19 protein-coding genes are annotated in these 21,411 nt (G+C 70.1%); 11 read left to right on the top strand and 8 right to left on the bottom strand.

From position 1 onward, the window contains the following. Nucleotides 1–89 precede the first annotated feature (89 nt). The 6 genes from V7Z98_RS11980 to V7Z98_RS11955 all read left to right on the top strand — a co-directional run bounded on the left by V7Z98_RS11980 (nucleotide 90) and on the right by V7Z98_RS11955 (nucleotide 6,446). Complete coding sequence (locus V7Z98_RS11980; RefSeq protein ID WP_334158220.1) at nucleotides 90–1,712, top strand: MFS transporter; 1,623 nt, start codon at nucleotides 90–92, stop codon at nucleotides 1,710–1,712. Nucleotides 1,713–1,928: 216 nt separating this feature from the next. Further along, nucleotides 1,929–2,246, top strand: coding sequence for a hypothetical protein (locus V7Z98_RS11975; protein WP_334158218.1), 318 nt, complete (start codon nucleotides 1,929–1,931; stop codon nucleotides 2,244–2,246). A gap of 79 nt (nucleotides 2,247–2,325) precedes the next feature. After that, nucleotides 2,326–4,686 carry a TonB-dependent receptor gene (locus tag V7Z98_RS11970; RefSeq protein WP_334158216.1) on the top strand — a complete coding sequence of 787 codons (2,361 nt, stop codon included), beginning with the start codon at nucleotides 2,326–2,328 and terminating at the stop codon, nucleotides 4,684–4,686. Between the two features lie 12 nt (nucleotides 4,687–4,698). Then, nucleotides 4,699–5,355 (top strand): MotA/TolQ/ExbB proton channel family protein, encoded by a 657-nt coding sequence (locus V7Z98_RS11965; RefSeq protein ID WP_334158214.1) that lies wholly within the window; start codon nucleotides 4,699–4,701, stop codon nucleotides 5,353–5,355. Continuing rightward, nucleotides 5,342–5,746, top strand: a complete 405-nt coding sequence (locus V7Z98_RS11960; RefSeq protein ID WP_293264452.1) for an ExbD/TolR family protein — start codon at nucleotides 5,342–5,344, stop codon at nucleotides 5,744–5,746. The genes V7Z98_RS11965 and V7Z98_RS11960 overlap by 14 nt, the downstream gene beginning before the upstream one ends. After that, complete coding sequence (locus V7Z98_RS11955) at nucleotides 5,736–6,446, top strand: TonB family protein (protein WP_293264454.1); 711 nt, start codon at nucleotides 5,736–5,738, stop codon at nucleotides 6,444–6,446. Before V7Z98_RS11960 ends, V7Z98_RS11955 begins: the two co-directional genes overlap by 11 nt. Before the next feature lie 21 nt (nucleotides 6,447–6,467). Here the strand turns inward: V7Z98_RS11955 and V7Z98_RS11950 are convergent, their stop codons facing one another. After that, nucleotides 6,468–7,229 (bottom strand): sulfite exporter TauE/SafE family protein, encoded by a 762-nt coding sequence (locus V7Z98_RS11950; RefSeq protein WP_293264456.1) that lies wholly within the window; start codon nucleotides 7,227–7,229, stop codon nucleotides 6,468–6,470. Between the two features lie 111 nt (nucleotides 7,230–7,340). On the opposite strand from V7Z98_RS11950, the gene V7Z98_RS11945 reads away from it, so the two are divergent. Further along, entirely contained in the window at nucleotides 7,341–8,264 is a 924-nt protein-coding gene (locus V7Z98_RS11945; RefSeq protein ID WP_334158208.1) for a LysR family transcriptional regulator, read from the top strand. A gap of 3 nt (nucleotides 8,265–8,267) precedes the next feature. On the opposite strand, the gene V7Z98_RS11940 is transcribed toward V7Z98_RS11945, so the two are convergent. The 5 genes from V7Z98_RS11940 to V7Z98_RS11920 form a co-directional block, all read right to left on the bottom strand. Next, nucleotides 8,268–9,320, bottom strand: a complete 1,053-nt coding sequence (locus tag V7Z98_RS11940; RefSeq protein ID WP_334158206.1) for a DMT family transporter — start codon at nucleotides 9,318–9,320, stop codon at nucleotides 8,268–8,270. A gap of 112 nt (nucleotides 9,321–9,432) precedes the next feature. After that, on the bottom strand, nucleotides 9,433–9,786 hold the full coding sequence (locus V7Z98_RS11935) for a nucleotide pyrophosphohydrolase (protein ID WP_293264462.1): 354 nt from the start codon (nucleotides 9,784–9,786) through the stop codon (nucleotides 9,433–9,435). A gap of 171 nt (nucleotides 9,787–9,957) precedes the next feature. Next, complete coding sequence (locus V7Z98_RS11930; RefSeq protein WP_293264464.1) at nucleotides 9,958–10,377, bottom strand: GreA/GreB family elongation factor; 420 nt, start codon at nucleotides 10,375–10,377, stop codon at nucleotides 9,958–9,960. A gap of 193 nt (nucleotides 10,378–10,570) precedes the next feature. Beyond that, nucleotides 10,571–10,735: a hypothetical protein gene (locus V7Z98_RS11925; protein WP_334158202.1), complete on the bottom strand. Its 165-nt coding sequence runs from the start codon at nucleotides 10,733–10,735 to the stop codon at nucleotides 10,571–10,573. Nucleotides 10,736–10,919: 184 nt separating this feature from the next. Further along, nucleotides 10,920–12,170: a CaiB/BaiF CoA transferase family protein gene (locus V7Z98_RS11920; RefSeq protein ID WP_334158200.1), complete on the bottom strand. Its 1,251-nt coding sequence runs from the start codon at nucleotides 12,168–12,170 to the stop codon at nucleotides 10,920–10,922. Between the two features lie 165 nt (nucleotides 12,171–12,335). On the opposite strand from V7Z98_RS11920, the gene V7Z98_RS11915 reads away from it, so the two are divergent. Then, complete coding sequence (locus V7Z98_RS11915; protein WP_334158198.1) at nucleotides 12,336–13,094, top strand: 7TMR-DISMED2 domain-containing protein; 759 nt, start codon at nucleotides 12,336–12,338, stop codon at nucleotides 13,092–13,094. Beyond that, on the top strand, nucleotides 13,094–14,524 hold the full coding sequence (locus tag V7Z98_RS11910; RefSeq protein WP_334158196.1) for a sensor histidine kinase: 1,431 nt from the start codon (nucleotides 13,094–13,096) through the stop codon (nucleotides 14,522–14,524). The genes V7Z98_RS11915 and V7Z98_RS11910 overlap by 1 nt, the downstream gene beginning before the upstream one ends. A gap of 58 nt (nucleotides 14,525–14,582) precedes the next feature. Here the strand turns inward: V7Z98_RS11910 and V7Z98_RS11905 are convergent, their stop codons facing one another. Next, nucleotides 14,583–16,022 carry an aldehyde dehydrogenase family protein gene (locus V7Z98_RS11905; protein WP_334158194.1) on the bottom strand — a complete coding sequence of 480 codons (1,440 nt, stop codon included), beginning with the start codon at nucleotides 16,020–16,022 and terminating at the stop codon, nucleotides 14,583–14,585. Between the two features lie 265 nt (nucleotides 16,023–16,287). Here V7Z98_RS11905 and V7Z98_RS11900 point away from each other — a divergent pair, with 265 nt between their 5' ends. Both V7Z98_RS11900 and V7Z98_RS11895 read left to right on the top strand, forming a co-directional pair. After that, the gene (locus tag V7Z98_RS11900) at nucleotides 16,288–19,362 is read left to right on the top strand and encodes a diguanylate cyclase (protein ID WP_334158192.1); all 3,075 of its coding nucleotides are present in this window, start codon (nucleotides 16,288–16,290) and stop codon (nucleotides 19,360–19,362) included. Between the two features lie 143 nt (nucleotides 19,363–19,505). Beyond that, the gene (locus V7Z98_RS11895; protein WP_334158190.1) at nucleotides 19,506–19,949 is read left to right on the top strand and encodes a hypothetical protein; all 444 of its coding nucleotides are present in this window, start codon (nucleotides 19,506–19,508) and stop codon (nucleotides 19,947–19,949) included. 427 nt (nucleotides 19,950–20,376) lie between these two features. On the opposite strand, the gene V7Z98_RS11890 is transcribed toward V7Z98_RS11895, so the two are convergent. Then, complete coding sequence (locus V7Z98_RS11890; RefSeq protein ID WP_334158188.1) at nucleotides 20,377–21,297, bottom strand: LysR family transcriptional regulator; 921 nt, start codon at nucleotides 21,295–21,297, stop codon at nucleotides 20,377–20,379. Nucleotides 21,298–21,411 lie beyond the last annotated feature (114 nt).

The raw sequence follows: 21,411 nt of genomic DNA, 5'->3' as shown, positions 1-21,411 counted from the left end.
GGCATCGCCGATAATGGCGCGCCGCGGCCGCCGCCAGCGCCGCATTCCCCGATCCCCACGCTCCACGCCTCGACGTCCCCGACGCCGCCATGCCCGATACCCGCGCCACTCCGCCATCCGCCGCTGCCTCCGTCAATTCCGCCCAGAAATCCCCGAACCTGCAACGCCAGGTGGCGGTGGCGGCCTGCTTCGGCACCTTCCTGGAGTGGTACGACTTCCTCACCTTCGCCACCCTGGCCACCTACTTCGGGCCCCTCTTCTTCCCGCCGGACAACCCGGTGGCCGGGCTGCTGGCCAGCCTGGCCACCTTCGGTGCGGGCATGGTGGTGCGGCCCCTGGGGGCGGCCCTGTTCGGTTCCCTGGGCGACCGCATCGGCCGGCGCCGGGTGTTCATCGTCACCATCATGCTGATGGGCATCGCTACGGTGGGGGTGGGCCTGCTGCCCACCTACGCCCAGGTCGGCCTGCTCGCCCCGGGCCTGCTGCTGGCCCTGCGCCTGTTGCAGGGCCTGTCGGTGGGCGGCGAGATCGGCGGCTCGGCGGTGTATTTGACCGAGCACGCTCCGGAAGGCCGGCGCGGCCTGTTCACCAGCGTGCTGCAACTGATGGGCCCCCTGGGCATGATGGCTTCCGCCGCCCAATTGGTGCTGCTGCAATCCTGGCTGACCGAGGCGGACTTCGCCGCCTGGGGCTGGCGCGTGCCCTTTCTGGTGTCGGCGCTGCTGCTGGCGGTGTCGCTGAAGAGCCGGGTGGCCCTGCACGAGTCGCCGGTATTCCGCCAGTTGCAGGCGAAAAAGGCCCTGTCGGCCACGCCGCTGCGCGACTGCTTCCGCGACCGCACCACCCTGGCGCGCATGGGGGTGCTGGCCCTGTGCATCTCCGCCGGCGGCTCGCTGCTGTTTTTCTCCGCCCAGGTCTACACCACGGTCTTTCTCAAGAGCGTGGTCAAGCTGGAGGCCAAGACCGCCAGCCAGCTGGTGATGGTGGCCACCGTCGCCCTGTTCCCCTTGACCCTGGCCGCCGGCGCCCTGTCGGACCGCATCGGCCGGCGCCCGGTGCTGTTGGCCGGACTCTTGGTGGGCGCGCTCACCCTGCTGCCGGTGTTCCAGGCCTTCATCCCCGCCGGCAACCCGGCCATGGCCCGCTTCCAGCGCGACGTATCGGTGGTGCTGGCGGGCAGCGACTGTTCCTATTCGCCCTTCGCCGCCCCGGCCAGCGACTGCGCCCGGGCCCAGGAATGGCTGGTCAAGCAGGGAGTGACCTATACCCGCGACGACCTGCCGGCCGGCAGCCCCACCACCGTGCGGATCGGCACCGCCGAGCCGGTGGCAGCCCGCGACGCCGCCGCCCTGGCCCCGCTGCTGGAAGCCGCCGGCTGGCCCGGCCGGGCCGACCCGGCCCAGGTGGACGGCCTGACCCTGGTGCTGCTGCTGTTGGTGCCGATCGTCGCCGTGGCGCTGATCACCGGCCCCCAGACGGCGGTGCTGGCCGAACTCTTTCCGGCCCGCACCCGCTACTCGGCGGTGGCCCTGCCCCACAATCTGGCGGCGGGCTGGATCGGCGGGCTGTCGCCCTTCGTCGTCACCCTGCTCAACGTGCGCTACGGCGACGGCACCGCCGGCCTGTGGTACCCGGTGGTCCTGCTCGGCCTGGCCTTCCTGGTGGGGCTGCGCTTCCTGCCGGAGACGAAGCAGGCGCGGCTGGAGGAGTGACGAGCGCCGCCCCGGGCGACGCTCGTCACTCCGCCGGCATGAGCGGTCCTCCCGCCGAGGAGGCCGGGCAACGCGGACAACAGTAACAATTGCAACAATGTTGCATTAAAAGAGACGCGGCGCTTACCATGACGCCATGGTCGCCATCGCCCTTCGCCCATTCGCCAAGCCCGCCACGGGAGCGGAAGGGAAAGCCTTGCCGCCCGGGGTGAGGTCATGACCGGCCGGGCGCCCGCGGCGCGCCGCCCCTGGCAGAACTGGCGGCTGGCGCTGCTGCTGGTCCTGCTCGCCTGTTTCGTCGGCCTGGTAGCGGCCGAAGCCTTCCACCGCCACGACTCCGTCGCCGCCGGGGACGCCTGCGTTCTGTGCCAGGCGGCGGCCCACCCCCCTCTCGACGCGGCGCTGTCGGGCAGCGAACTCGCCCCGCCTCTGCTCGTCGCCCTCTATTTCATCGCCCGCCTGCGGGAGCGGATTCGTTTCGCCTCGCCCAGCCGCGTCCCCTATCGCTCCCGCGCACCGCCACTCGCTTTCTAGTTTCGCCTGCATTGCCGCAGTACTAGAACCGCCTCGACCCCGTCGAGGCGACGTGCATCCGTCTCGTGGGAGTGGTTCCATGCCATCGATCAAGAAAGGTGCGGGCGCCGTCTGGGCGCCCGCCGGCTTCGCCTTCGCCCTTGCCGTCCATGCGGCCCCCGCCGCCGCAGCCGACATCCGGGGGACCGTCGCGGACGCCCTGGGGCAGCCCCTGGCCGCAGCGGCCCTCACCCTGAAAACGCCGGACGGCCAGGTGGCCGGGCAGGCCCGCAGCGACGCATCCGGGCAGTTCGCCTTTTCCGGCGCCGCGCCGGGCACCTACGCCATCCTCGCCAACAAGCCGGGGTTCCAGACCGGCACCGCCATCGTCAACCTCACCGCCCAGGGCGCCGCCCCGGTGAAGATCACCCTGGCCTCGAAGGAGGCCCTGGAAATCAGCGTGGCGGCGGAACGCCTCAACAAGGCCCGCAGCGGCCTGTCGCCCCAGACCGGAGGCAGCGTCTACCGGCTGGCGGACCAGGACATCCAGGCTTTGCCCGAAGGCGCCAACACCTCCTTCAACCAGGTGCTGCTGCAGGCGCCCGGCGTGGCCAACGATTCCTTCGGCCAGCTGCACGTGCGTGGCGACCACGGCAACCTGCAGTACCGCATCAACGGCGTGATCCTGCCGGAAGGCATCAGCGGTTTCGGCCAGGCGCTGGACAGCCGCTTCGCCCAGCGCATCGACCTGCTCACCGGCGCCCTGCCGGCCCAGTACGGCTACCGCACCGCCGGGGTCGTCGAGATCGAGACCAAGACCCGATTCGACCAGGGCGGGCGCCTCGACCTCTACGGCGGCAGCCGGGGCACGGTCAATCCGAGCATCGAGTACGGCAACACCCAGGGCAACCTGAGCTACTACGTGACCGGCTCGTTCCTGACCAACGACGCCGGCATCGAGAATCCGACCTCCAGTTCATCGCCGATCCACGACCGTACCGAGCAGAGCAAGGGATTCGGCTACCTGTCCTACCTGATCGACCCGACCACGCGCTTGACCGCCATGTTCGGCACCTACGACGGCAAGTTCCAGATACCCAACAACCCGGGGCAAACGGCAACCCCAGCCTACCTCACCGGAGCAGGCGTGGCCGGCTTCGACTCGTCCAAGCTCGACGAGCGCCAGCGGGAAAGCAACCGCTACGGCATCCTCGCCCTGCAAAGCTCCATCGGCGCCAACTTCGACTACCAGGTGGCCCTGTTCACCCGCTACACCAGTGTGCGTTTCAACCCGGACCCGGTGGGCGACCTGGTGTTCAACGGGGTTGCCTCCCAGGTCTTCCGCAGCAGTTCCAGCACCGGCCTCCAGGGCGACGGAACCTACCGCCTGAACGACAGCCACACCCTGCGCATGGGCCTCTTCGCCAGCACCGAGAACATCCGCTCCGACAACAGTTCGACGGTCTTCCCGGTGGACGCCGGCGGCACGGTCACCGGCGCGCCCTACACCATCGTCGACAACAACGCCAAGAACGGCAACACGCTGATGGGGCTCTACCTCCAGGACGAATGGCGGGCCACCGACAAGCTGACCGTCAATTACGGCCTGCGGGCCGACCAGATGGACGCCTTCGTCAAGGCCGGCCAACTGAGCCCGCGACTGGGGCTGGTGTACAAGGCGACGCCCGAGACCACCTTCCACGCCTCTTACGCCCGCTATTTCACCCCGCCCCCCACCGAACTGGTATCGCCCCGCACCCTGGCCCTGTTCTCCGGCACCTCCAACGCGGCGTCGAACATGCAGAACGACCCGGTGCAGCCGGAACGCTCCCACTACTTCGACCTGGGGATGTCCCACCAGCTGACGCCTGCGTTCAACGTCGGCGTGGACGCCTTCTACAAGCAGGTGACGAACCTCCTGGACGAGGGGCAGTTCGGCCAGGCCCTGATCTTTTCGCCCTTCAACTACGCCCAGGGCAAGATCTACGGCATCGAGCTGACGGCCAGCTACAAGACCGACAGCTTCTCGGCCTACGCCAACCTGGCGCGCACCACCAGCCTGGCCAAGCAGATCACCTCGGCCCAGTTCAACTTCAGCCAGGACGAGCTGGACTACATCGCCAACCACTGGATCCACACCGACCACGACCAGAAATACACCGCCTCGGCCGGCGTCGCCTACACCTGGCTCGGCACCCAGTACTCCGCCGACGCCATCTACGGCAGCGGCCTGCGCCGGGGCTTTGCCAATACCGAGCACCTGCCGTCCTACGTCCAGGTCAACCTGGGGGCCAACCGCAAGTTCCAGGCCGGCGAGCTGGGCACCCTGGAAGGCCGGGTGGCGGTCATCAACGTCTTCGACCGGGTCTACGAGCTGCGCGACGGCAGCGGCGTGGGCGTCGGTGCCCCCCAGTTCGGCCCACGGCGCGGGCTGTTCCTGGGCTTGAGCAAACTTTTCTGAGGAGAACCGGACATGCAGGACATCCACGAGGCCCTCGCAGCCCTCAAATTCGGCGGCGCGATGGTCTACCCGCTCCTGGCGCTGGCGGTGCTGGCGCTGCTCATCACCCTGGACAAGCTGTTCGTCTACTGGCGCTACGTGCGCCTGCCGACGGCCTTGCTCGACCTGGCCGAAACCTACGGCTTCCGCTGGCAGGAGTTGGAAGGACAGCTCGACGCCCTGGGGCCGCGCAACTACTTCGGCCGCTTCTTCCGCGTCATCGTCGCCAACCGCGGCCAGCCCGCCTGGTGGGTCGAGTCCCGGGCCGGCGACGAAGCCCAGATCATCGAGAAGACCCTGAGCCGGGGGCTGTGGGTGCTGGAGACCATCGTCACCGCCGCTCCCCTGCTGGGGCTGCTCGGCACCATCACCGGCATGATGCATTCCTTCAACCTGATCGGCGCCGGAGGGCTGGTGGACCCCACCGGGGTCACCGGCGGCGTCGCCCAGGCGCTGATCGCCACCGCCCTGGGCTTGTTCATCGCCATCCTGGCCCTCTTCGCCTTCAACTTCTTCTCGCGCCGGCAATCCCAGGCCCTGGACGAGATGGAGCGCCTGGGCACCCGGCTGGTGGACAACATCCGCCTCGGGCAGGACCGGGGGGAAGGCGGCGGCCATGAAGCTGCGTAGAACCCGGCAGGCCAAGCGCGGCCGCATCGAGATCATCCCCATGATCGACGTCATGTTCTTCCTGCTGGCCACCTTCATGCTGGCCTCGCTGTCGATGCAGAACCTGCATTCCCTGGCGGTGGACCTACCCCAGGGCCATGCCGCGCCGATGCACACGCAGACCCCGGTAACCCTGACGGTGACATCGGACAGCCGGCTCTTCCTGGACAAGACGCCGGTGACCCTGGACACCCTGGCCCCGACCCTGAAGGCCATGCTGGCCGGCCCCGAGGCCAGCGTCATTGTCGCCGCAGACAGCGCCGCCCCCAACGGCACCACCGTGCGGGCCATGCTGCGTGCCCGGGAGGCCGGGGCCCGGCATTTCCAGATCGCGGTCAAGCATGTCGACTGACGCCTCCGCCCTACCCCGCCCGCGGGAATTCGACAATCCCTGGCGGCGGCTGCCCTGGACCCTGCCCCTGTCGCTGCTGATCTGGGCAGCGGTGCTGTGGGCCTTCGCGCTGTTCACCGAGGGGCCCCGGCAACGCCTGCCCGAGCCGCCCCCCATCGAGGCCCAGTTGATCGAGCTGCCGCCGGAGCCCGCCAGCCCGTCCCCGCCCACGCCCAAGGCGCCGCCCCGGCCCGCCCTGGAGCCGACCAGGACGCCGCCGCAACGAACGCCGCCCCCCAAGGCGGCCCCCCTTTCCGCCCACGCCCCGTCACTGCCGGCCGCCGCGCCCACACCTTCCGCACCTCCCGCCCCGGCCGCCGCCCAGGAGGCGCCGGCCCGCCCACCGCCGCCCCCGTCCGCCGCGGCCCCATCCACCGGCGGCAAACTGTCCGCCAGCGGCGGCGCCCAGGCCATCGTCAAGCCGATGCCCCGGATTCCGGACGAACTGCGCGAGGAGGCCCTTCACGTGGTGGTCACGGCCCGCTTCCACGTCGCCGCCGACGGCAGCGCCACCGTGGAACTGGTCAAACCCACGCCCAATCTCCGGCTCAACCGGCTGCTGCTGGACACCCTCCGGCAATGGAAATTCTTCCCGGCGCTGCGGGACGGCCAGCCGACCGCCTCCACCGAGGAGATCGCGATCCACATCGACGTGAAATGACCCGCCTCCGGCCTTGTCCCGCTACTTGAGGATGTCGTAGGCCAGCTTGACGATCAGGGCCACCAGCAGGACCAGGAACAGGCCGCGCACGAAGCCGGCACCGCGCTTGATCGCCAGGCGGGAGCCGACCACGGCACCAGCCATGTTGAAGACGGCCATCGGCAGCGCGACGGCGTAGATCACCTTGCCGGCGCCAATGAAGAAGATCAGGGCCGCCGCGTTGGTGGCCAGGTTCACCACCTTGGCGCAGGCCGACGCCACCAGAAAATCCAGGGCGTAGCAGCGGATGAAGAGAAAGATCAGGAAGCTGCCGGTGCCCGGGCCGAACAGGCCGTCGTAAAAGCCGATGGCGCCGCCGATCAAGAGCGCCAGCAGGCGTTCGCGGCGGCCGATGGACAGGGGCTTGCGGATCGCCCCGAAGTCCTTCTTGACGAAGGTGTAGATCGCCATCGCCACGATCAGGAACAGCACCAGGGGGCGCATGGCGGCGGTGGGCACCGCCGACACGGCCATGGCACCGCAGAACGACATGACGAAGGCGGTGGCCGCCGCCGGCAGCGCCAGTGACCAGGGCACCCGCACCCGGCTGACCCAGGACTTGGCAGCCAGGGCCGTGCCGCAGGCCGAGGTGAGCTTGTTGCTGCCGAGCAAGGTGGCCGGGGCCACACCGGGCATGAAGTTGAACAGGGCCGGCACCTGGATCAGGCCGCCGCCACCCACGGCGGCATCGATCAGGCCCGCACAGAAGGCGAAGCAGCAGAGCAGCAGCGTGGTTTCGATCATGACGTAGCGGAGTGGCGGGGAAAAAACAGGGGCCATCCTAGCGGCCGCCGATTGCCGCTGGTTGCAATATCATGTTGCACAAAACGCAACGTGAGATGTGAGGCACACGCCATGGCCATGCTCTGGGAACTACAGGCCTTCTGCGCGGTGGTGGAGCGCAAAAGCTTCGTCGTCGCCGCGCGCATGCTGGGGCGCTCCCCCAGCGCCGTGACCCGGGCGGTGCAATCCCTGGAACAGCAGCTCGGCCAGGAACTGCTCAGGCGCTCCCATAAAGAGGTGGGGGTCACCGAGGCCGGCGGCACCTACTATGCCTACGCCTCGGAGATGATCGCGTTGCAGGACGAGGCCGAGGAAAAGCTGGCCGGGGTGGCCGCCCAACCCCAGGGCTGGATTCGCTTCTCGGCGCCGGAAAGCCTGGCCCTGCGCCTGATGCCGGAGATGATCGCCCGCTTCGGCACCGCCTATCCGGACGTGCAGATCGACGTGCGCTACGCCGACGGCCTGCTCGACCCGATCAAGGAAAGCCTGGACTTCGCCATCCGCGGCGCCTTTCCCCAGTCCAGCGAACTGCGCGCCTTTCCCCTGTGGAACTACCGGCGCTACCTCTACGCCAGCCCGGACTACGTGGCCCGGCGCGGCCTGCCGCAGACCCCGGAGGCCCTGGCCGGCCACGACTTCGTCATCCACACCGCGCCCCGGGTCCTGCGCGACTGGTTCCTGCGCAGGGGCGGCGACAGCTACCGGCTCAACCCCCAGCCGCGCCACCGCTTCAGCTCCGGCATCGCCGTCTACCAGGCGGCCCTGCACGGCATGGGCATCGTGCGTCTGGCGGACTGGCTGTGCCGCCCGGCGGAAGCGGCCGGCCAGCTGGTGCGGATCTGCCCGGACTGGCACCTGACCTCGTCCACCGGGGTGGAGCCGCGCATGCACGCGGTCTACGCCGGCGAGCGCATGCCGCGCCGGGTGCGCCTGTTCCTCCAGGCCCTGCGTGAAGCCGGGGAGGCGGAGGCCAGGGCGACGCGGGCCAGTGTTTAGTGGCTAGTGGCGGTGGTCCCGATGGTGGGCATCGGGGAAGTGGGGGTGGGAATGGACCATGGGCTCGTGCCGGTGGGCGTGGACATGGCGGGTCCCCGGGGCAACGGGATAAGGATGGTCGTGCTGGTGATGGGCGTCGTGGGTGTGGGCGTGGGAATGCTCCAGGGCCCCGTGGTAATGCGCGTGATCGTGGCGCTCGGTCAGGTGCAGCCACACGCCCCAGGCCATCAGCGCCCCGGCCAGGGCCAGCCGGACGGTGAGGGGCTCGCCGGAAGCCAGCGCGATCAGGGTGCCGAAGAACGGCGCCACCGAAAAATAGGCCCCGGTCCGCGCCGTGCCCAGGTGGCGCAGGCCGACCACGAACAGGACCAGGCTCACCCCGTAGGCCAGCAGCCCGACCACCATGGCTAGCGCCGTGGCCGGCCAGGGTGGTAGCCGGTCCCCCAGGGCGAAGGCCAGGGCCAGGTTCACCGTGCCCGCCGCCAGCCCCTTGACCATGGCGATCCAGGTGGCGTCGCTGAGGGACACCTTGCGCGTCAGGTTGTTGTCGATGCCCCAGGCCAGACAGGCCCCGAGCACCGCCAGCGCCGGCCAGGCGCCGGCGAAGCGGGCATCGCCGGGCCAGCTGACGAGCACGGTGCCGGCGACGATGGCGACCATGCCGGCGGCAATGCGCCGGTCCACGCCTTCCTTGAAGGCGATCCAGGCCAGCAGGGCGGTGAACACGCCCTCGGCATTGAGCAACAGGGCCGCGCCGGAGGCTGGCATCCCGGCCAGCCCGAACATCAGCAGCACCGGGCCGACCACGCCCCCGGCGCACACCGCGCCGGCGAACCAGCCGGCCTCGCCGGCCGAGAGCCGCACCGGGGCGGCCCGGACCAGCAGGCGGTAGGCCGCCAGGCCGAGGCCCGAGCCCAGGTAGAACAGGCCGGCCAGCAGCCACGGTCCGGCATCGCGCAGCAGGAACTTGGCGAGGGGGGCGCTGGCGCCGAAGAGCAGCGCGGCGCCTAGGGCGGCGGCAATGCCGGGGTTGAACAAGCGCTGGAGAAAAGACATGGGCAATGGTTCCGGTTCCCTGGTCGCCCCTGACCACGTCCCCGGAGCGGAACGGCCATTCGAGCAGCCGCTCCCGGGGAGCGCTGGACGGCGCCGGTCTATCGGGATCGGGCTACAGCTCGGTGTACTTGAGCGCCTTGCCCCGGGCCTTTTCCACCGGGTACTTGGCCCGGTTGAGGACCATCTTGTCGCGGAAGGCCTGGGCCAGGTCCACGTCGAGCCGGTCGGCCAGGCGGGTCAGCACCAGCAGCACGTCGGCCAGCTCGTGGGCCACCGCCTCGCGCTTCCCTTCCGGCAGGGCGGCGCTTTCCTCCGGGGTCAGCCAGAGAAAGTGCTCCAGCACCTCGGCGGCCTCCACCGACAGGGTCATGGCCAGGTTCTTGGGGGTGTGGAAGGGCGTCCACTCGCGCTCTTCGACGAAATCGCGCACCTGGGCGCGCAGCTCTTCCAGGGTCATGGACGGCATGGGTCCGGCTCGCAAAAAATCACTAGGGCGGATGATCCCCCAACCCGGCCCGGGATGCATCAGTTCCCGCCCCGGTCGGCATGGCCCATTGCCGGCGACCATGGCAAAACCCCGCGCCTGGCGCGGGGTTTGGGCGGGCGCCAACGGCGCCGGGAGGGGGCGAGAGGGGGCTTACAGGGCCGCCCAGCCCTTGGACTCGGGTTGGAACGGCAGGGCGGCCACGGTCCATTCCTGCACCGCGCCGTCGGCGCCCGGCACCTCGATGCGCTCGCCGACGCGCACGCCGAACAGGGCAGCACCCACCGGGTGCAGGATCGACCAGCACTCCTCGTCCGGATCGTGGTCTTCCGGATAGACCAGGGTCAGTTCCCGCTTGGTGCCGTCGGCGGCTTCCAGCACCACGGTGGAGTTCATGGTCACCTGGTCCGGGGGGATGCCGTCCGGCGGCACCACCTTGGCCGAGCGCAGCCGCGCCAGCACCCGGGAAGCGGCGTCGGACACGCCCTGTCCGCGCTGGAAGCGGGTCTCGATCAGCACCACCAGACGGGATTGGTCGACGGCGGAAATACAGGGTTGCGAAGCTTGGGTCATGGCTGGACTCCTGGCCCGCGGGGCCGGACGGCATCTGGCCGGGCGCGGGCGACGAACGAAAAACGGCGAAGGATGAAAGGGCTGGGGCGGTGGCGGATGCCCGGCAGGGGAAGGGCGGCGGCGACGAACCTCGGTCGGGGCCGCGCCGGGACCCGGGGTGGCGCCGGGGAGGCGCCGCAGCGTTGCCGGAAGATCAGGCGGAAACGCTGGCCCGCGGGTCGGGCCGCTGCCGGGCGGGGGAGAGGCAGGCGGCCAGTCGGTGGCGACTCATGCCGGCGCGGCCGCTCCCCCGGGCGACCCGGTCCCCGGTCTGGGGGCGCGGCAGGTCGCGGGCGAAGATGGAGGCGGATACGGGCATGGTTGGCGCGGGAAGGACTCGGAATGCACCACAACGGTGCAGATGGCCCATTCTACCCCGCCCCACCGTTCCCCCCAAGCCCCGGGCGCCGGGGCCGCTTGCCACCACCGCCAGGCGCCGCCCAGTGCCTCCTTGTGGCGAACAGCGACGGAGCCCCCGGCAAGCCCCGGCAAGCCGTTTCCGTTTAAATCGCCCCCGCCGCCCGCAATCGGGCGATGTCGGCCGGAGTAAAGCCGAGGCGGCCGAGCACCGCATCGGTGTGCTCCCCCAGGGTCGGGCCGAGCCAGTCGGTGCGCCCCGGGGTGGCGGTGAGGGTGGGCACCACGCCGGGGATGGTGAACGGCTTGCCGTCCGGCAACGTGGCCGCCTGGAGCATGCCCCGGGCGAGGAACTGGGGGTCGGCGAACATGTCGGCCACCGAATAAACGCGGGAAGCCGGCACCTCCGCCGCCTCCAGGGTGGCCAGCACGGCGTCGTGGTCGTGGGCGGCGGCCCAGGCGTCGATCACCGCGTACAGCTCGTCGCGGCGGGCGTCGCGTCCGGCGTTGTCGGCCAGGGTGGGGTCATCCGCCAGGTCGGAGCGGCCGATGGCCTGCATCAGGCGGCGGAAGATGGCGTCGCCGTTGGCGCCGATGGCAATGTGCCGCCCGTCCCGGGTGGTGTGGGTGTTGGACGGGGTAATGCCCTTCATGATGTTGCCGCTGCGCTCGCGCACGAAGCCGAACACGTCGAACTCTGGCACCAGGGATTCCATCATGGCGAACACCGCCTCGTAGAGGGCCACGTCCACCACCTGGCCGGCGCCGCCGCCCACCTCCTTGTGGCGCAGGGCCATCAGGGCGCCGATGGCGCCCCATAGCGAGGCCAGGGCGTCGCCGATGGATATGCCGGTGCGCACCGGCGGCCGATCCTCGAAGCCGGTGACGTAGCGCAGCCCGCCCATGCTCTCGCCGATGGCGCCAAAGCCCGGCTGGTCACGGTAGGGCCCGGTCTGGCCGAAACCGGAGAGGCGCACCATGACCAGCCCCGGGTTTGCGGCGCGCAGGGTCTCCCAGCCCAGGCCGAGCTTTTCCAGCACGCCGGGACGGAAGTTCTCGATCACGACGTCCGCCTCTTGCGCCAGCCGGCGCACGATGGCGGCCCCTTCCGGGTGTTTGAGGTTCACCGTCACCGACTGCTTGTTGCGCGACTGCACGTACCACCACAACGAGGTGCCCTGGTACAGCTGGCGCCAGCGGCGCAGGGGGTCGCCGCCGTCCGGCGACTCGACCTTGACCACCTCGGCGCCGAAGTCGGCCAGGATGCGGGAGCAGAACGGCCCGGCGATCAGGGTGCCCAGTTCGAGCACCTTGACCCCGTCCAGGGGGCGGGGCGCGGCAGCAGCGGCAGTGGGGGTCTGGGAGGAATCGGGGGCAGGGGCCGGAGGAATGGACATGGGGCAGGCTCCAGGTAAGGCGCGGTGGCACGGGTGGCAAGAGCGGTTGCCGCCATGCTACCGGCTTTGCTCCGGAGCGACCCGTGGTACCGGCCATCGCTTCGCTGCGACCAGCGCCAACTTTGCCAAGGTCATGGCAACGGCCTTCATGCCACAATCCGGACAATGCCTCCGTCCTCATCCGATGCCCACCCGGCGTCCTGCCCCCCTCCCCCGGCGCCGCCCTGGCACTGGCTACTGCCACTCCTCCTGGCGGCGCTGGCCTTCCTGGCGCTCTGCGGGCCGCTCCCGGCCCGGGCCGAAGAGGCCCAGGAATGCCCGACAGAGGCCGCCCTCGGACCGGCCCACAACGTCCAGGGCCAGGCTCTGCTGCGAGACCCGTCCCGCCGGCTGACCCTGGGGGACGTGACCTCGGCGGCCCGGGCCGCCGAATTCGAGGCCCTGCCCGGCCAACTGTCCGGCGGCTACACCCGGGACATTCTGTGGCTGCGCTTCTGCCTGCCCCCCGGCAGCGACACACTGCCCCGCTGGCTGCGCATATCCCCCGCCATGCTCGACGACCTGGCCCTGTACCTGCCCCAGGCCGGCGGCGGCTACGAGCTGCGCCGCGCCGGCGACCGCTACCCCTTCACCGCCCGGGAATGGCAATACCGCCTGTTCGCCATCGCCATCCCGCCGGGCACCGACGTGCGCCGCCCCTTCTACCTGCGCCTCGATACCACCAGCGCCCTCAACATGCGCCTCGACCTGTGGCACGGGGCCGAATTCCAGGACCTGGTGGTGCGCGACACCATGTTCTACGGGCTGCTCGGCGGCACCATCCTGCTGCTCATCGTCTTCAGCCTGATTTCCTGGCGCTGGCTGAAGGACCGGCTCTACCTGTTCTACGCCGGCAACGTGCTGGCGGAGGCGTCTTCCTGCTGATGAACGCCGGCTTCGGCAGCCAGTTCGCCTACCCCGGGCTGGGGGGGGCGAACGATCTGGCCATCGCCTGGCTCACCGGGCCGATCTTGACGATACACGTCCTGTTCTTCACCTACCTGTTCGCGGTGCGCCAGCACCTGCCCCGCCTCTACCCGCTGATGCTGGCCCTGGCCGGCACCTACGCAGTCCTGGCGCCCCTCAGCCTGTTCACCGACTGGCGCACCATCGGCCTGATCCTGCAATTGCTGGCCTTCCCGGTGACCCTGCTGTGGATGGTGCTGATCGTCACCCTGGGCTTCAAGGACCCCAAGCGGCGCATCTACATCGTCGCCTTCCTGCCCTGGCTGATGGGCCTGTTCGGCAATGCCATCTTCCGCATGGGCGGCATTTCCGACAATTTCTGGATCAGCTACAGCGGCGAAATCACCGCCCTGATCCATCTCATCATCCTGCCCATCCTGATCATCCACCGGGCCCGCCAGGCCGAGCAGGAAAAGGACCAGGCCCTGGCCCGGGAACTGGCCGAGGCCCACCGGGCGGAGCAAGAACTGGAAGCCCGGGTGCGCGAGCGCACCGGCGAGCTGCGTCAGGAGATCGAAACCCGGAGCCGCATCCAAGCCCGGCTCCAGGACGCCCTGACCACCGAGCAGGCCACCCTGGCCAATCAGCGCGAACTGGTGGCCATGCTCTCCCACGAATTCCGCACGCCCCTGACCCTGATCGACACCGTGGCCCAGCGCCTGGACATGATGCTGGAGCGCATCCATCCGGAACTGGTGCCGCGCATCCTGAAGATCCGCAGCGCCGTCACCCGGCTGCTGGGGCTACTGGAGAACTGCCTGGCCAACGAACGCCTCAACGGTACCGGCACCGAGCTGCACCTGGAAACGGTGGACGTATGCGCCCACCTGACCCAGGCCTACCGGGGCGGGACGGCTCCCGCCGAGGCCCGGCGCATCCGCCTCGACTTGCCCGAGGCGGCGGTGCGAGTGCGCTGCGACCGGCACCTGTTCGACGTGGCCCTCTCCAACCTGGTCGGCAACGCCCTCAAGTACTCCCCTCCGGACAGCCCGGTGACCCTGCGGGTGCGGCGCGAACCCGCCGGGCAGGTGGCCATCGCGGTGCAGGACCGGGGCCAGGGGGTACGCCCAGCAGACCGGGAACGCATCTTCGAACGCTTTTTCCGCAGCGACGGCCTGCGCCCCCAGGGGTCCGGCCTGGGCCTGCACCTGGCCCGCTCCCTGGCCCGCCGCCACGGCGGCGACGTGATCCTGGAAGCGGGGGCGGAAGCGATGGGTGCCGAGGAGGCGGAGGAAACGTCCGCCGGAGCCGGCGCCACCTTCATCCTCACCCTGCCGGAAGACGGCCCGTCGGTCGCAACGGACGTCGCCGTCAACCAGGAGCAGGCTGCCGAGACGACGGCCTCCTAGAGCGGCGGCGGGCACGCCGCATTCGCCTGGAGCAGCCCGATTCAACCCCGTTCAGCGCTCATCCCTTGAGCTGCACCGACTGGGGCTCCAGGAACTCCATCACCCCGTGGCGGCCCAGCTCGCGGCCGTAGCCGGACTGCTTGAACCCACCGAAGGGCGCCTGGAAGTTGAAGAAGGCGCCGTTGATGTCCACCTGGCCGGTGCGCATCTGCCGGGCGAAGGCCAGGGCCTTGTCCCCGTCCGGGCACCACACCGCGCCGCCCAGGCCGTAGGCGGTGTCGTTGGCCAGTTGCAGGGCCTCCGCTTCGTCCCGGTAGGGCATGATGGCCAGCACCGGGCCGAAGATCTCTTCCCGGGCGATGGTCATGGTGGGGCGCACGTCGCCGAACACGGTGGGACGCACGTACCAGCCGCTTTCCAAGCCTTCCGGCGCCTCGGGGCCGCCGGTGAGCAACGTCGCCCCTTCGGCCACGCCCTGGCGGATGAAGTCCCGCACCCGCTCGCGCTGGGCCCGGGTGACCAGGGGGCCGAGGCGGGTCGTCTCGGCGAAGGGGTCCCCCGGCGCGTAGGCCTGGGCCGCCGCCACCGCCAGTGCGGCCGCCTCGTCATGCCGGGCCGCCGGCACCAGCAATCGGGTCAGGGCCGAGCAGGTCTGGCCGGAATTGAGCAGGCAGGCCCCTACCGAGCCCTTCACCGCCTGGGCGAGCAGGGCATCGTCGGCGGCCGCCTCGGGCAGGATCACCGAGGCCGACTTGCCCCCGAGCTCCAGGGAGACGCGCTTGACCGTCTCGGCGGCCAGGGCCGCCACCCGCTTGCCGGCCCGGGTCGAGCCGGTGAACGACACCGCGTCCACCGCCGGGTGGGCGGCCAGGGCCTCGCCCACCACCGGCCCCAGGCCGGTGACCAGGTTGAACACGCCCGGAGGCACGCCGGCCTCATCCATCACCTCGGCCAGGACGAAGGCGTTGAGGGGCGCCACTTCCGAGGGTTTCAGCACCACGGTGCAGCCCGCCGCCAGGGCGGCGGCCACCTTGGCGGCGATCTGGTGCAGGGGGTAGTTCCACGGGGTGATGGCGGCCACCACTCCCACCGGCAGGTAGGCGACCCGGGAATGGCCGACCACCTCGTCGGCGAAGCCCTCGGCGGCAATGGCGGCGCAGGCCTCGAAGGAGGCGATCGGGTTGCCGGCCTGGATGCGCACCGCCAGCTTGAGGGGCATGCCCACTTCCCGGGCGATCAGTTCGCCGATTTCCTGCTGGCGGGCCTTCAGCCCGGCGGCCACCTTGGCCAGCAGGGCGCCCCGCTCGGCCGGGGCAGTGCGGCTCCAGGCCGGGAAGGCGGCCCGGGCGGCGCGCACCGCCGCGTCGGCATCGGCGGCATCGCCCAGGGGCACCCGGCCCAGGGGCTGCTCGGTGGCCGGATTGACCACCTCCTGGGTGCCGCTCCCGGACGGGGGCACCCAGCGGCCGTCGATGTAGAAGGCGTCGCGCACGATCATGGCAGGCTCCGGAAAGGAAGGATGAAAAGCGGGAGGGGGCATCTTAACCCCGCCCTGGGCGGGCTCATGCCGCTTAGGGCGTGCCGGCGCCATGATCCATGGCAAAATGCCGCGTGATTGCCCCCCGCTAACTACTTAATAACGAAACACAATAACCACACCTGGAGCATGGCGATTTCATGATGCTTTGATGCTCGTGAAATAGCGCATACCGCCTGGCTTATTACAAAAATAATACTCCGTACATCCTGGCAACCGGGCCCGGATGCAACGCCACTCCGCCATGCCCAACCCCGACGACCTCAAGACGCTCCACGCTGATCCGGAAGATCGTTCCGCCCTGGCCAGCACCGCCATCGCCGTATTGGTCGCCATGCTAGCCTGCGCGGTGTACTGGGCCGTGCTGGTCAGCTCCCATAACGAACAACTGCGCGGCGCCGAGCAGCAGAGCCAATTGCGCGCCCAGCAGATTTCCAAGGCGCTGCTGTCCCAGGTGGAAACCCTCGTGGGCGGGCTGGACTTCGCCACGCGCAGCCTGGCCGAGGAGTTGAGCCACAAAAGCCCCGAGGGCTTCAACGCCACGGTGCGGACCGTGGTGCAGTCCTATCCCCAGGGTTCGATCCTGCAGATCGCCATCGCCGACCGGAGCGGCAAGGTCATCTATGCCAATCCGGCCCCCGATCCCTGGTCCCCGCTCCCCGCCAACGTCGGCGACCGGGAGCACTTCCGCGTGCATCAGGACAACAGCCGGACCGGCGCCGCGGACCGCTTGTTCATCAGCGCGCCGGTACTGGGCCGGGTGTCGGGCCAGTGGTCGATCCAACTGTCCCGGGCGCTGCGCCGCAACGGCGAATTCGACGGCATCCTGGTCATTTCCCTGTCGCCTCACTACATCTCGGATTTCTTCCAGAGCATCTTCGACAGCGAGCGGGACGTGGTGATGCTGCTGCGCCAGGACGGCCGCTACCTGGCCCGCTCCCAGGGGGAGCAGGCGGTACTCGGCAAGGCGGTGCCCGACAGCCGCGAGTACCTGCGCAACAACCACCTGATGCACGGCACCTACGAGGCCGTGGCCCGAGTAGACGGCATTGCCCGCTATTACGCCTGGAGCCGCGCCCAGGCCTATCCATTGGTGATCAACGTCGGCCTGGACAAGGACGCCGCCCTGGCCGGCGTCCAGCAGGCCATCCAGGCCAGCCGGCAGCGCAACCTGCTGGGCATCGCCATCGTCCTCGGCGGCGTCCTGGTCATCTCCTGGCTGCGCCTGCAACGTAGCCGGGCCAAGGCATTGCTGCGGGCCAAGGACGAGCGCCTGGCCAAGCTGGTGACCCAGGTGCCCGGCGCCATCTACCAGTACAAACTGGCCGCCGACGGGACGTCCAGCTTCCCTTACGCCAGCCCGGGCATCGCCGACATTTACGGATTCACGCCGGATGAACTGGCCACCAACGCCGCTAAGGTGTTCGACCTCATTCATCCGGACGACCTGGAATCGGTCAAGGCAACCATCATGGCATCGGCCCACGACCTCACGCCCTGGGAATGCAAATACCGGGTGGGGACGAGCACCGGGGGCTGCCGCTGGCTGCACGGCTACGCCCGGCCGGAGCGGCTGCCGGACGGCAGCGTCCTGTGGCACGGCTACCTGCACGACATCACGACGGAGCAGGCCATCCAGCAGGCCCTGCACGAAAGCGAGGAGCGGCTGCGCCTGACCCTGGACGCGGTGCGGGACGGCCTGTGGGAATGGGACACCGAGCGGGGCACCCTGCACTGGGACGCCCGTTGCTACGAATTGCTGGGTTACCCAGACCGGGGCTTCCCCATGGGGCTGGGCGCATTCCTCGACCTCGTGCACCCGCTGGATGTCGACCGCTGCCGCATCGACCAGGCCCAGCACCTGGAATCGAACCGGATCTACCGCACCGAATTCCGCCTGCGCCGCGCCAGCGGCGAATGGCTGTGGGTCGAATCCCGGGGCCAGCTGCTGCCGGCCACCGAGCACCGCCCGGCCCGCATGATGGGCACCCTGTCGGACATCGGCGAGCGGGTCACCCAGGCCCAGGTGCGCCGCGCCCTGCTCGACCAGAGCGCCGCCGCCATCTTCCTGGCCACGCCGGACCGGCGCATCTCCCACGCCAATGCCCGGGCCATCGAACTGTTCGCCCCCAATGGCCATGCCCTGATCGGCAAGGACTTTCGCATCATCCACACCGACGAGGCCTCCTTCGCCGCCTTCGGCGAGCATTACCAAGCCCTGCGCCAGGCCGGATCGGTCCGGCTGGAATGGCGCCTGCGCGACAACCGGGGCCGGGTGCGCTGGTTCAATGCCCACGGCTCCCTGCTGGGCGAGGACGACCCCAACGGCAGCGTCATCTGGACCATGCTCGACACCGACGCCCAGCACCGGGCCATGGACGCCCAGGAACTGGCCCAGCAGCGCCTGACGGCAATCATAGAGCAGTTCCCCGGTGGCGTGCTGGTGGAAGACCAGGCCGAGCAGCGCATCGTCGTCGCCAACCAGGCCCTCTGCCAGCTCGGCGGCCCCGGCTGGAGTCCCCGCGACCTGGTCGGACGCACCCATGCCGAACTGGCCGCGCGGCTGCCCGCCGACCTGCTGGTCCCGCCCCCCGGCGAGGACGCCGCCCCCGACGCTTGGGAATGCCACCTCGACGACGGCCGCGACGTGGCCGTCGAACGCATCCCCCTGCACAGTGCCGGCACGCCCGTCGGCCTGTTCTGGTTCATCCGCGACATCACCGAACGCAAGCGGCGCGAAACCGCCCTGGCCGCCCTGGCCGCCACCGACCCCCTCACCGGCCTGGCCAACCGCCGCACCTTCATGGCGCGCATGAACGACGAGCTGCACGAGCAGCGCCGCGGCCGGCACGGCCCCAGCGTGCTGGTAATGCTCGACCTGGACCACTTCAAGCGGGTCAACGACACCTACGGCCATGCCGCCGGCGACCGGGTGCTCCAGCACCTGGCCGGGCTGATGCAGGCCGCCCTGCGCCGCGACGACCTAGCCGGCCGCCTGGGCGGCGAGGAATTCGCCGTGCTGCTGTCCGACACCGACCTGGACGGCGGCGGCGCCATGGCCGAGCGCCTGCGCATCGCCCTGGAAACAACCCCGGCGCGCACCGACACCGGCGAACTGTTCGTCACCGCCAGCCTGGGGGTCACCCTGTTCCGGCCGCCCTTCGACAGCCCGGAAGACTGCCTGGCCCGGGCCGATGCGGCCCTCTACGAAGCCAAGCACCGCGGCCGCAACCGGGTCATGGTCAGGGACGAGGACCGGGGCTTTCCCATCACCCACGCCGCCCCGGTGCGGGACGCCTGATTCCGCAAAGCGGATCGGACCGGGCGCCAGCCCCTGCGCTCCTTTCCCCCTCGCCGCCGCCCGCCCCGATCCCCCTTAATCCGCGACAATGGCGGCCTTGCCAGGCCCGCTTCGGGCCAAGCCTTCCTCCCGGAATCCGCCCGATGACCTCCCGCCCCCTTGCCCTCTCCCTCGCCTTGGCCGCCCTGGCGACCCTCGGCGCCGCCGCCCAGGCCGCCCAGCCCCCCTTCTCCGGTCCCGACTACAGCGGCCGCTACGCTTGCACCGGCGACGACGCCAAGGAAGGCGCCTACAGCGCCACGGTGACCCTGGAACTGGTGCCCGAGCACAGCAGCGGCAAGTACGGCGCCTACGCCTTCACCCTGGAGGTGCCGGGCTTCGGCACCTATCCCGGCCACGCCGTGGCCAAGGGGGCGGCCATGGCCATCCACTTCGCCCATACCGACCCGGCCACCCGGGACTTCGGCACCGGCCTTGCCACCTTCGCCCCTGGCCGCAGCGGCCGCTGGACCTTCACCAAGTTCTACTACGAGCCCGAATTCAAGGGCGGCAACCACGGCAGCGAGCGCTGCGAGCAGCAGCCCTAGCCCTGGCACCTAAGGCGGCGCGTCCCGCCGAATCGCCGGCCCAACCGGCTGGCGCAGCGCTTTCGACACCGGGGGCGCTGCGCCGAGGCGGCCGCAGAAGACGGCGAACGCCAGGGCGATACTTGAATTTTTTTCATGTATTTTTGCGGGCACAACGGCAAGGTCGAGAACTGGCGCGGACCTTTGCTTTTCGACCAGATCGAAACATTAATTTTTTTAATGCATTGATCGATTGCAGGCCGCCCGGCGGCCAGGCGAATCCCGGCGCACGCCAGCTCTTCCGCGCATCCACGCATCAACACAGTTCAGTCCCCGTGCTCCGTGCCAGCGGCATCCCCCGCACTTGTGTGCGCACGACATCCAAAGCAGCCCAGGCATTCCCGGGCCGGAGCTGAAACCCGCCCCAGCGGCTGCTCCCCTCTGCCCCCTACCCCGCCAGGGACGCAGCGAGGAAGCGGGCCAGACCGCCTTGCAGGGGCTTTTGCCGGTGGCGGATGAAGTACAGGGGCCGGGCCAGGTCCGCCAGTCCGGCCAGGTCCGGGGGCAGGCCCGCCGCCCCTTGCCGCGCCCCCAGGTCCACCACGTCGCCCCGCTCCAGCAGGTCCGCCACCACATGGCGCGACAAGCACGACACCCCCAGGCCAGCGGCCACGGTGCGCTTGACCGCCTCGGAATTGCCCAGGGCCAGAGTCACCTTGAGGTGGCCGAGCAGGGGCACCAGCAGTTGCTCCAGCACCTCCCGGGTGCCGGAGCCGGTTTCGCGCAGCACCCAGTCGGCCCCGGCCAGGGCCTCCCGGGTCAGGGCGCCGGCCGCCGCCGCATGGACCAGGGGATGGTCCCGGCCGGCGAAGACCACCAGCTCGTCCCGCTGCCAAGGCGTCACCACCAGGTCCGGGTGGCGGCACACCCCTTCGATGAAGCCGCCGTCCACGGTGAATTCCGCCACCGCGGCGACGATGTCGGCAGTGTTGGCCACGTCCAGACGCAGCCGGGCCTGGGGGTTGTCGCGGCGGAAAGCGGCGATCAGGGGCGGCAGCAGGTAGTTGCCCACGGTGGTGCTGGCCCCCAGGCGCAGGGAGGCGGCCTCGCCGGCGAACAGCCGGCCGATGTCGGCGGCCTGTTCGAGCAGGGCGGTGGCCCGGGGCAGCAGCAGGCGGCCCGATTCGTTGAGGCGCAGCTGGCGGCCGATGCGGTCGAACAAGGGGGTGCCCAACTGGCGCTCCAGCTCGGCCAAGGCGGCGGAGGCGGCGGACTGGGACAGGGCGGTGGCCTCCGCCCCCCGGCCGGTGGTGCCGTGGCGGGCGATGGCGACGAAGACTTCGAGCTGGCGCAGGGTGAGGTGGAGCACGACCTATTACCTTTAAAACTGGTTATTTCAACGTTTTTTATTCGTTTTTCAGGTTGATGGCAAGCCGGTAAGGTGGCGTCCATGGCGGGTCCGTCGATCCGCCCGGACAACCCA

This window comes from Oryzomicrobium sp., from assembly GCF_036820405.1.
Lineage (GTDB): Bacteria > Pseudomonadota > Gammaproteobacteria > Burkholderiales > Rhodocyclaceae > Oryzomicrobium.
This window is presented reverse-complemented; position numbering and strand designations above follow the sequence as displayed.

Coding starts and splice junctions, on each gene's coding strand:
- V7Z98_RS11980 (WP_334158220.1), top strand. CDS start 90: ATGCCCGATACCCGCGCCACTCCGCCATCCGCCGCTGCCTCCGTCAAT.
- V7Z98_RS11975 (WP_334158218.1), top strand. CDS start 1,929: ATGACCGGCCGGGCGCCCGCGGCGCGCCGCCCCTGGCAGAACTGGCGG.
- V7Z98_RS11970 (WP_334158216.1), top strand. CDS start 2,326: ATGCCATCGATCAAGAAAGGTGCGGGCGCCGTCTGGGCGCCCGCCGGC.
- V7Z98_RS11965 (WP_334158214.1), top strand. CDS start 4,699: ATGCAGGACATCCACGAGGCCCTCGCAGCCCTCAAATTCGGCGGCGCG.
- V7Z98_RS11960 (WP_293264452.1), top strand. CDS start 5,342: ATGAAGCTGCGTAGAACCCGGCAGGCCAAGCGCGGCCGCATCGAGATC.
- V7Z98_RS11955 (WP_293264454.1), top strand. CDS start 5,736: ATGTCGACTGACGCCTCCGCCCTACCCCGCCCGCGGGAATTCGACAAT.
- V7Z98_RS11950 (WP_293264456.1), bottom strand. CDS start 7,229: ATGATCGAAACCACGCTGCTGCTCTGCTGCTTCGCCTTCTGTGCGGGC.
- V7Z98_RS11945 (WP_334158208.1), top strand. CDS start 7,341: ATGGCCATGCTCTGGGAACTACAGGCCTTCTGCGCGGTGGTGGAGCGC.
- V7Z98_RS11940 (WP_334158206.1), bottom strand. CDS start 9,320: ATGTCTTTTCTCCAGCGCTTGTTCAACCCCGGCATTGCCGCCGCCCTA.
- V7Z98_RS11935 (WP_293264462.1), bottom strand. CDS start 9,786: ATGCCGTCCATGACCCTGGAAGAGCTGCGCGCCCAGGTGCGCGATTTC.
- V7Z98_RS11930 (WP_293264464.1), bottom strand. CDS start 10,377: ATGACCCAAGCTTCGCAACCCTGTATTTCCGCCGTCGACCAATCCCGT.
- V7Z98_RS11925 (WP_334158202.1), bottom strand. CDS start 10,735: ATGCCCGTATCCGCCTCCATCTTCGCCCGCGACCTGCCGCGCCCCCAG.
- V7Z98_RS11920 (WP_334158200.1), bottom strand. CDS start 12,170: ATGTCCATTCCTCCGGCCCCTGCCCCCGATTCCTCCCAGACCCCCACT.
- V7Z98_RS11915 (WP_334158198.1), top strand. CDS start 12,336: ATGCCTCCGTCCTCATCCGATGCCCACCCGGCGTCCTGCCCCCCTCCC.
- V7Z98_RS11910 (WP_334158196.1), top strand. CDS start 13,094: ATGAACGCCGGCTTCGGCAGCCAGTTCGCCTACCCCGGGCTGGGGGGG.
- V7Z98_RS11905 (WP_334158194.1), bottom strand. CDS start 16,022: ATGATCGTGCGCGACGCCTTCTACATCGACGGCCGCTGGGTGCCCCCG.
- V7Z98_RS11900 (WP_334158192.1), top strand. CDS start 16,288: ATGCAACGCCACTCCGCCATGCCCAACCCCGACGACCTCAAGACGCTC.
- V7Z98_RS11895 (WP_334158190.1), top strand. CDS start 19,506: ATGACCTCCCGCCCCCTTGCCCTCTCCCTCGCCTTGGCCGCCCTGGCG.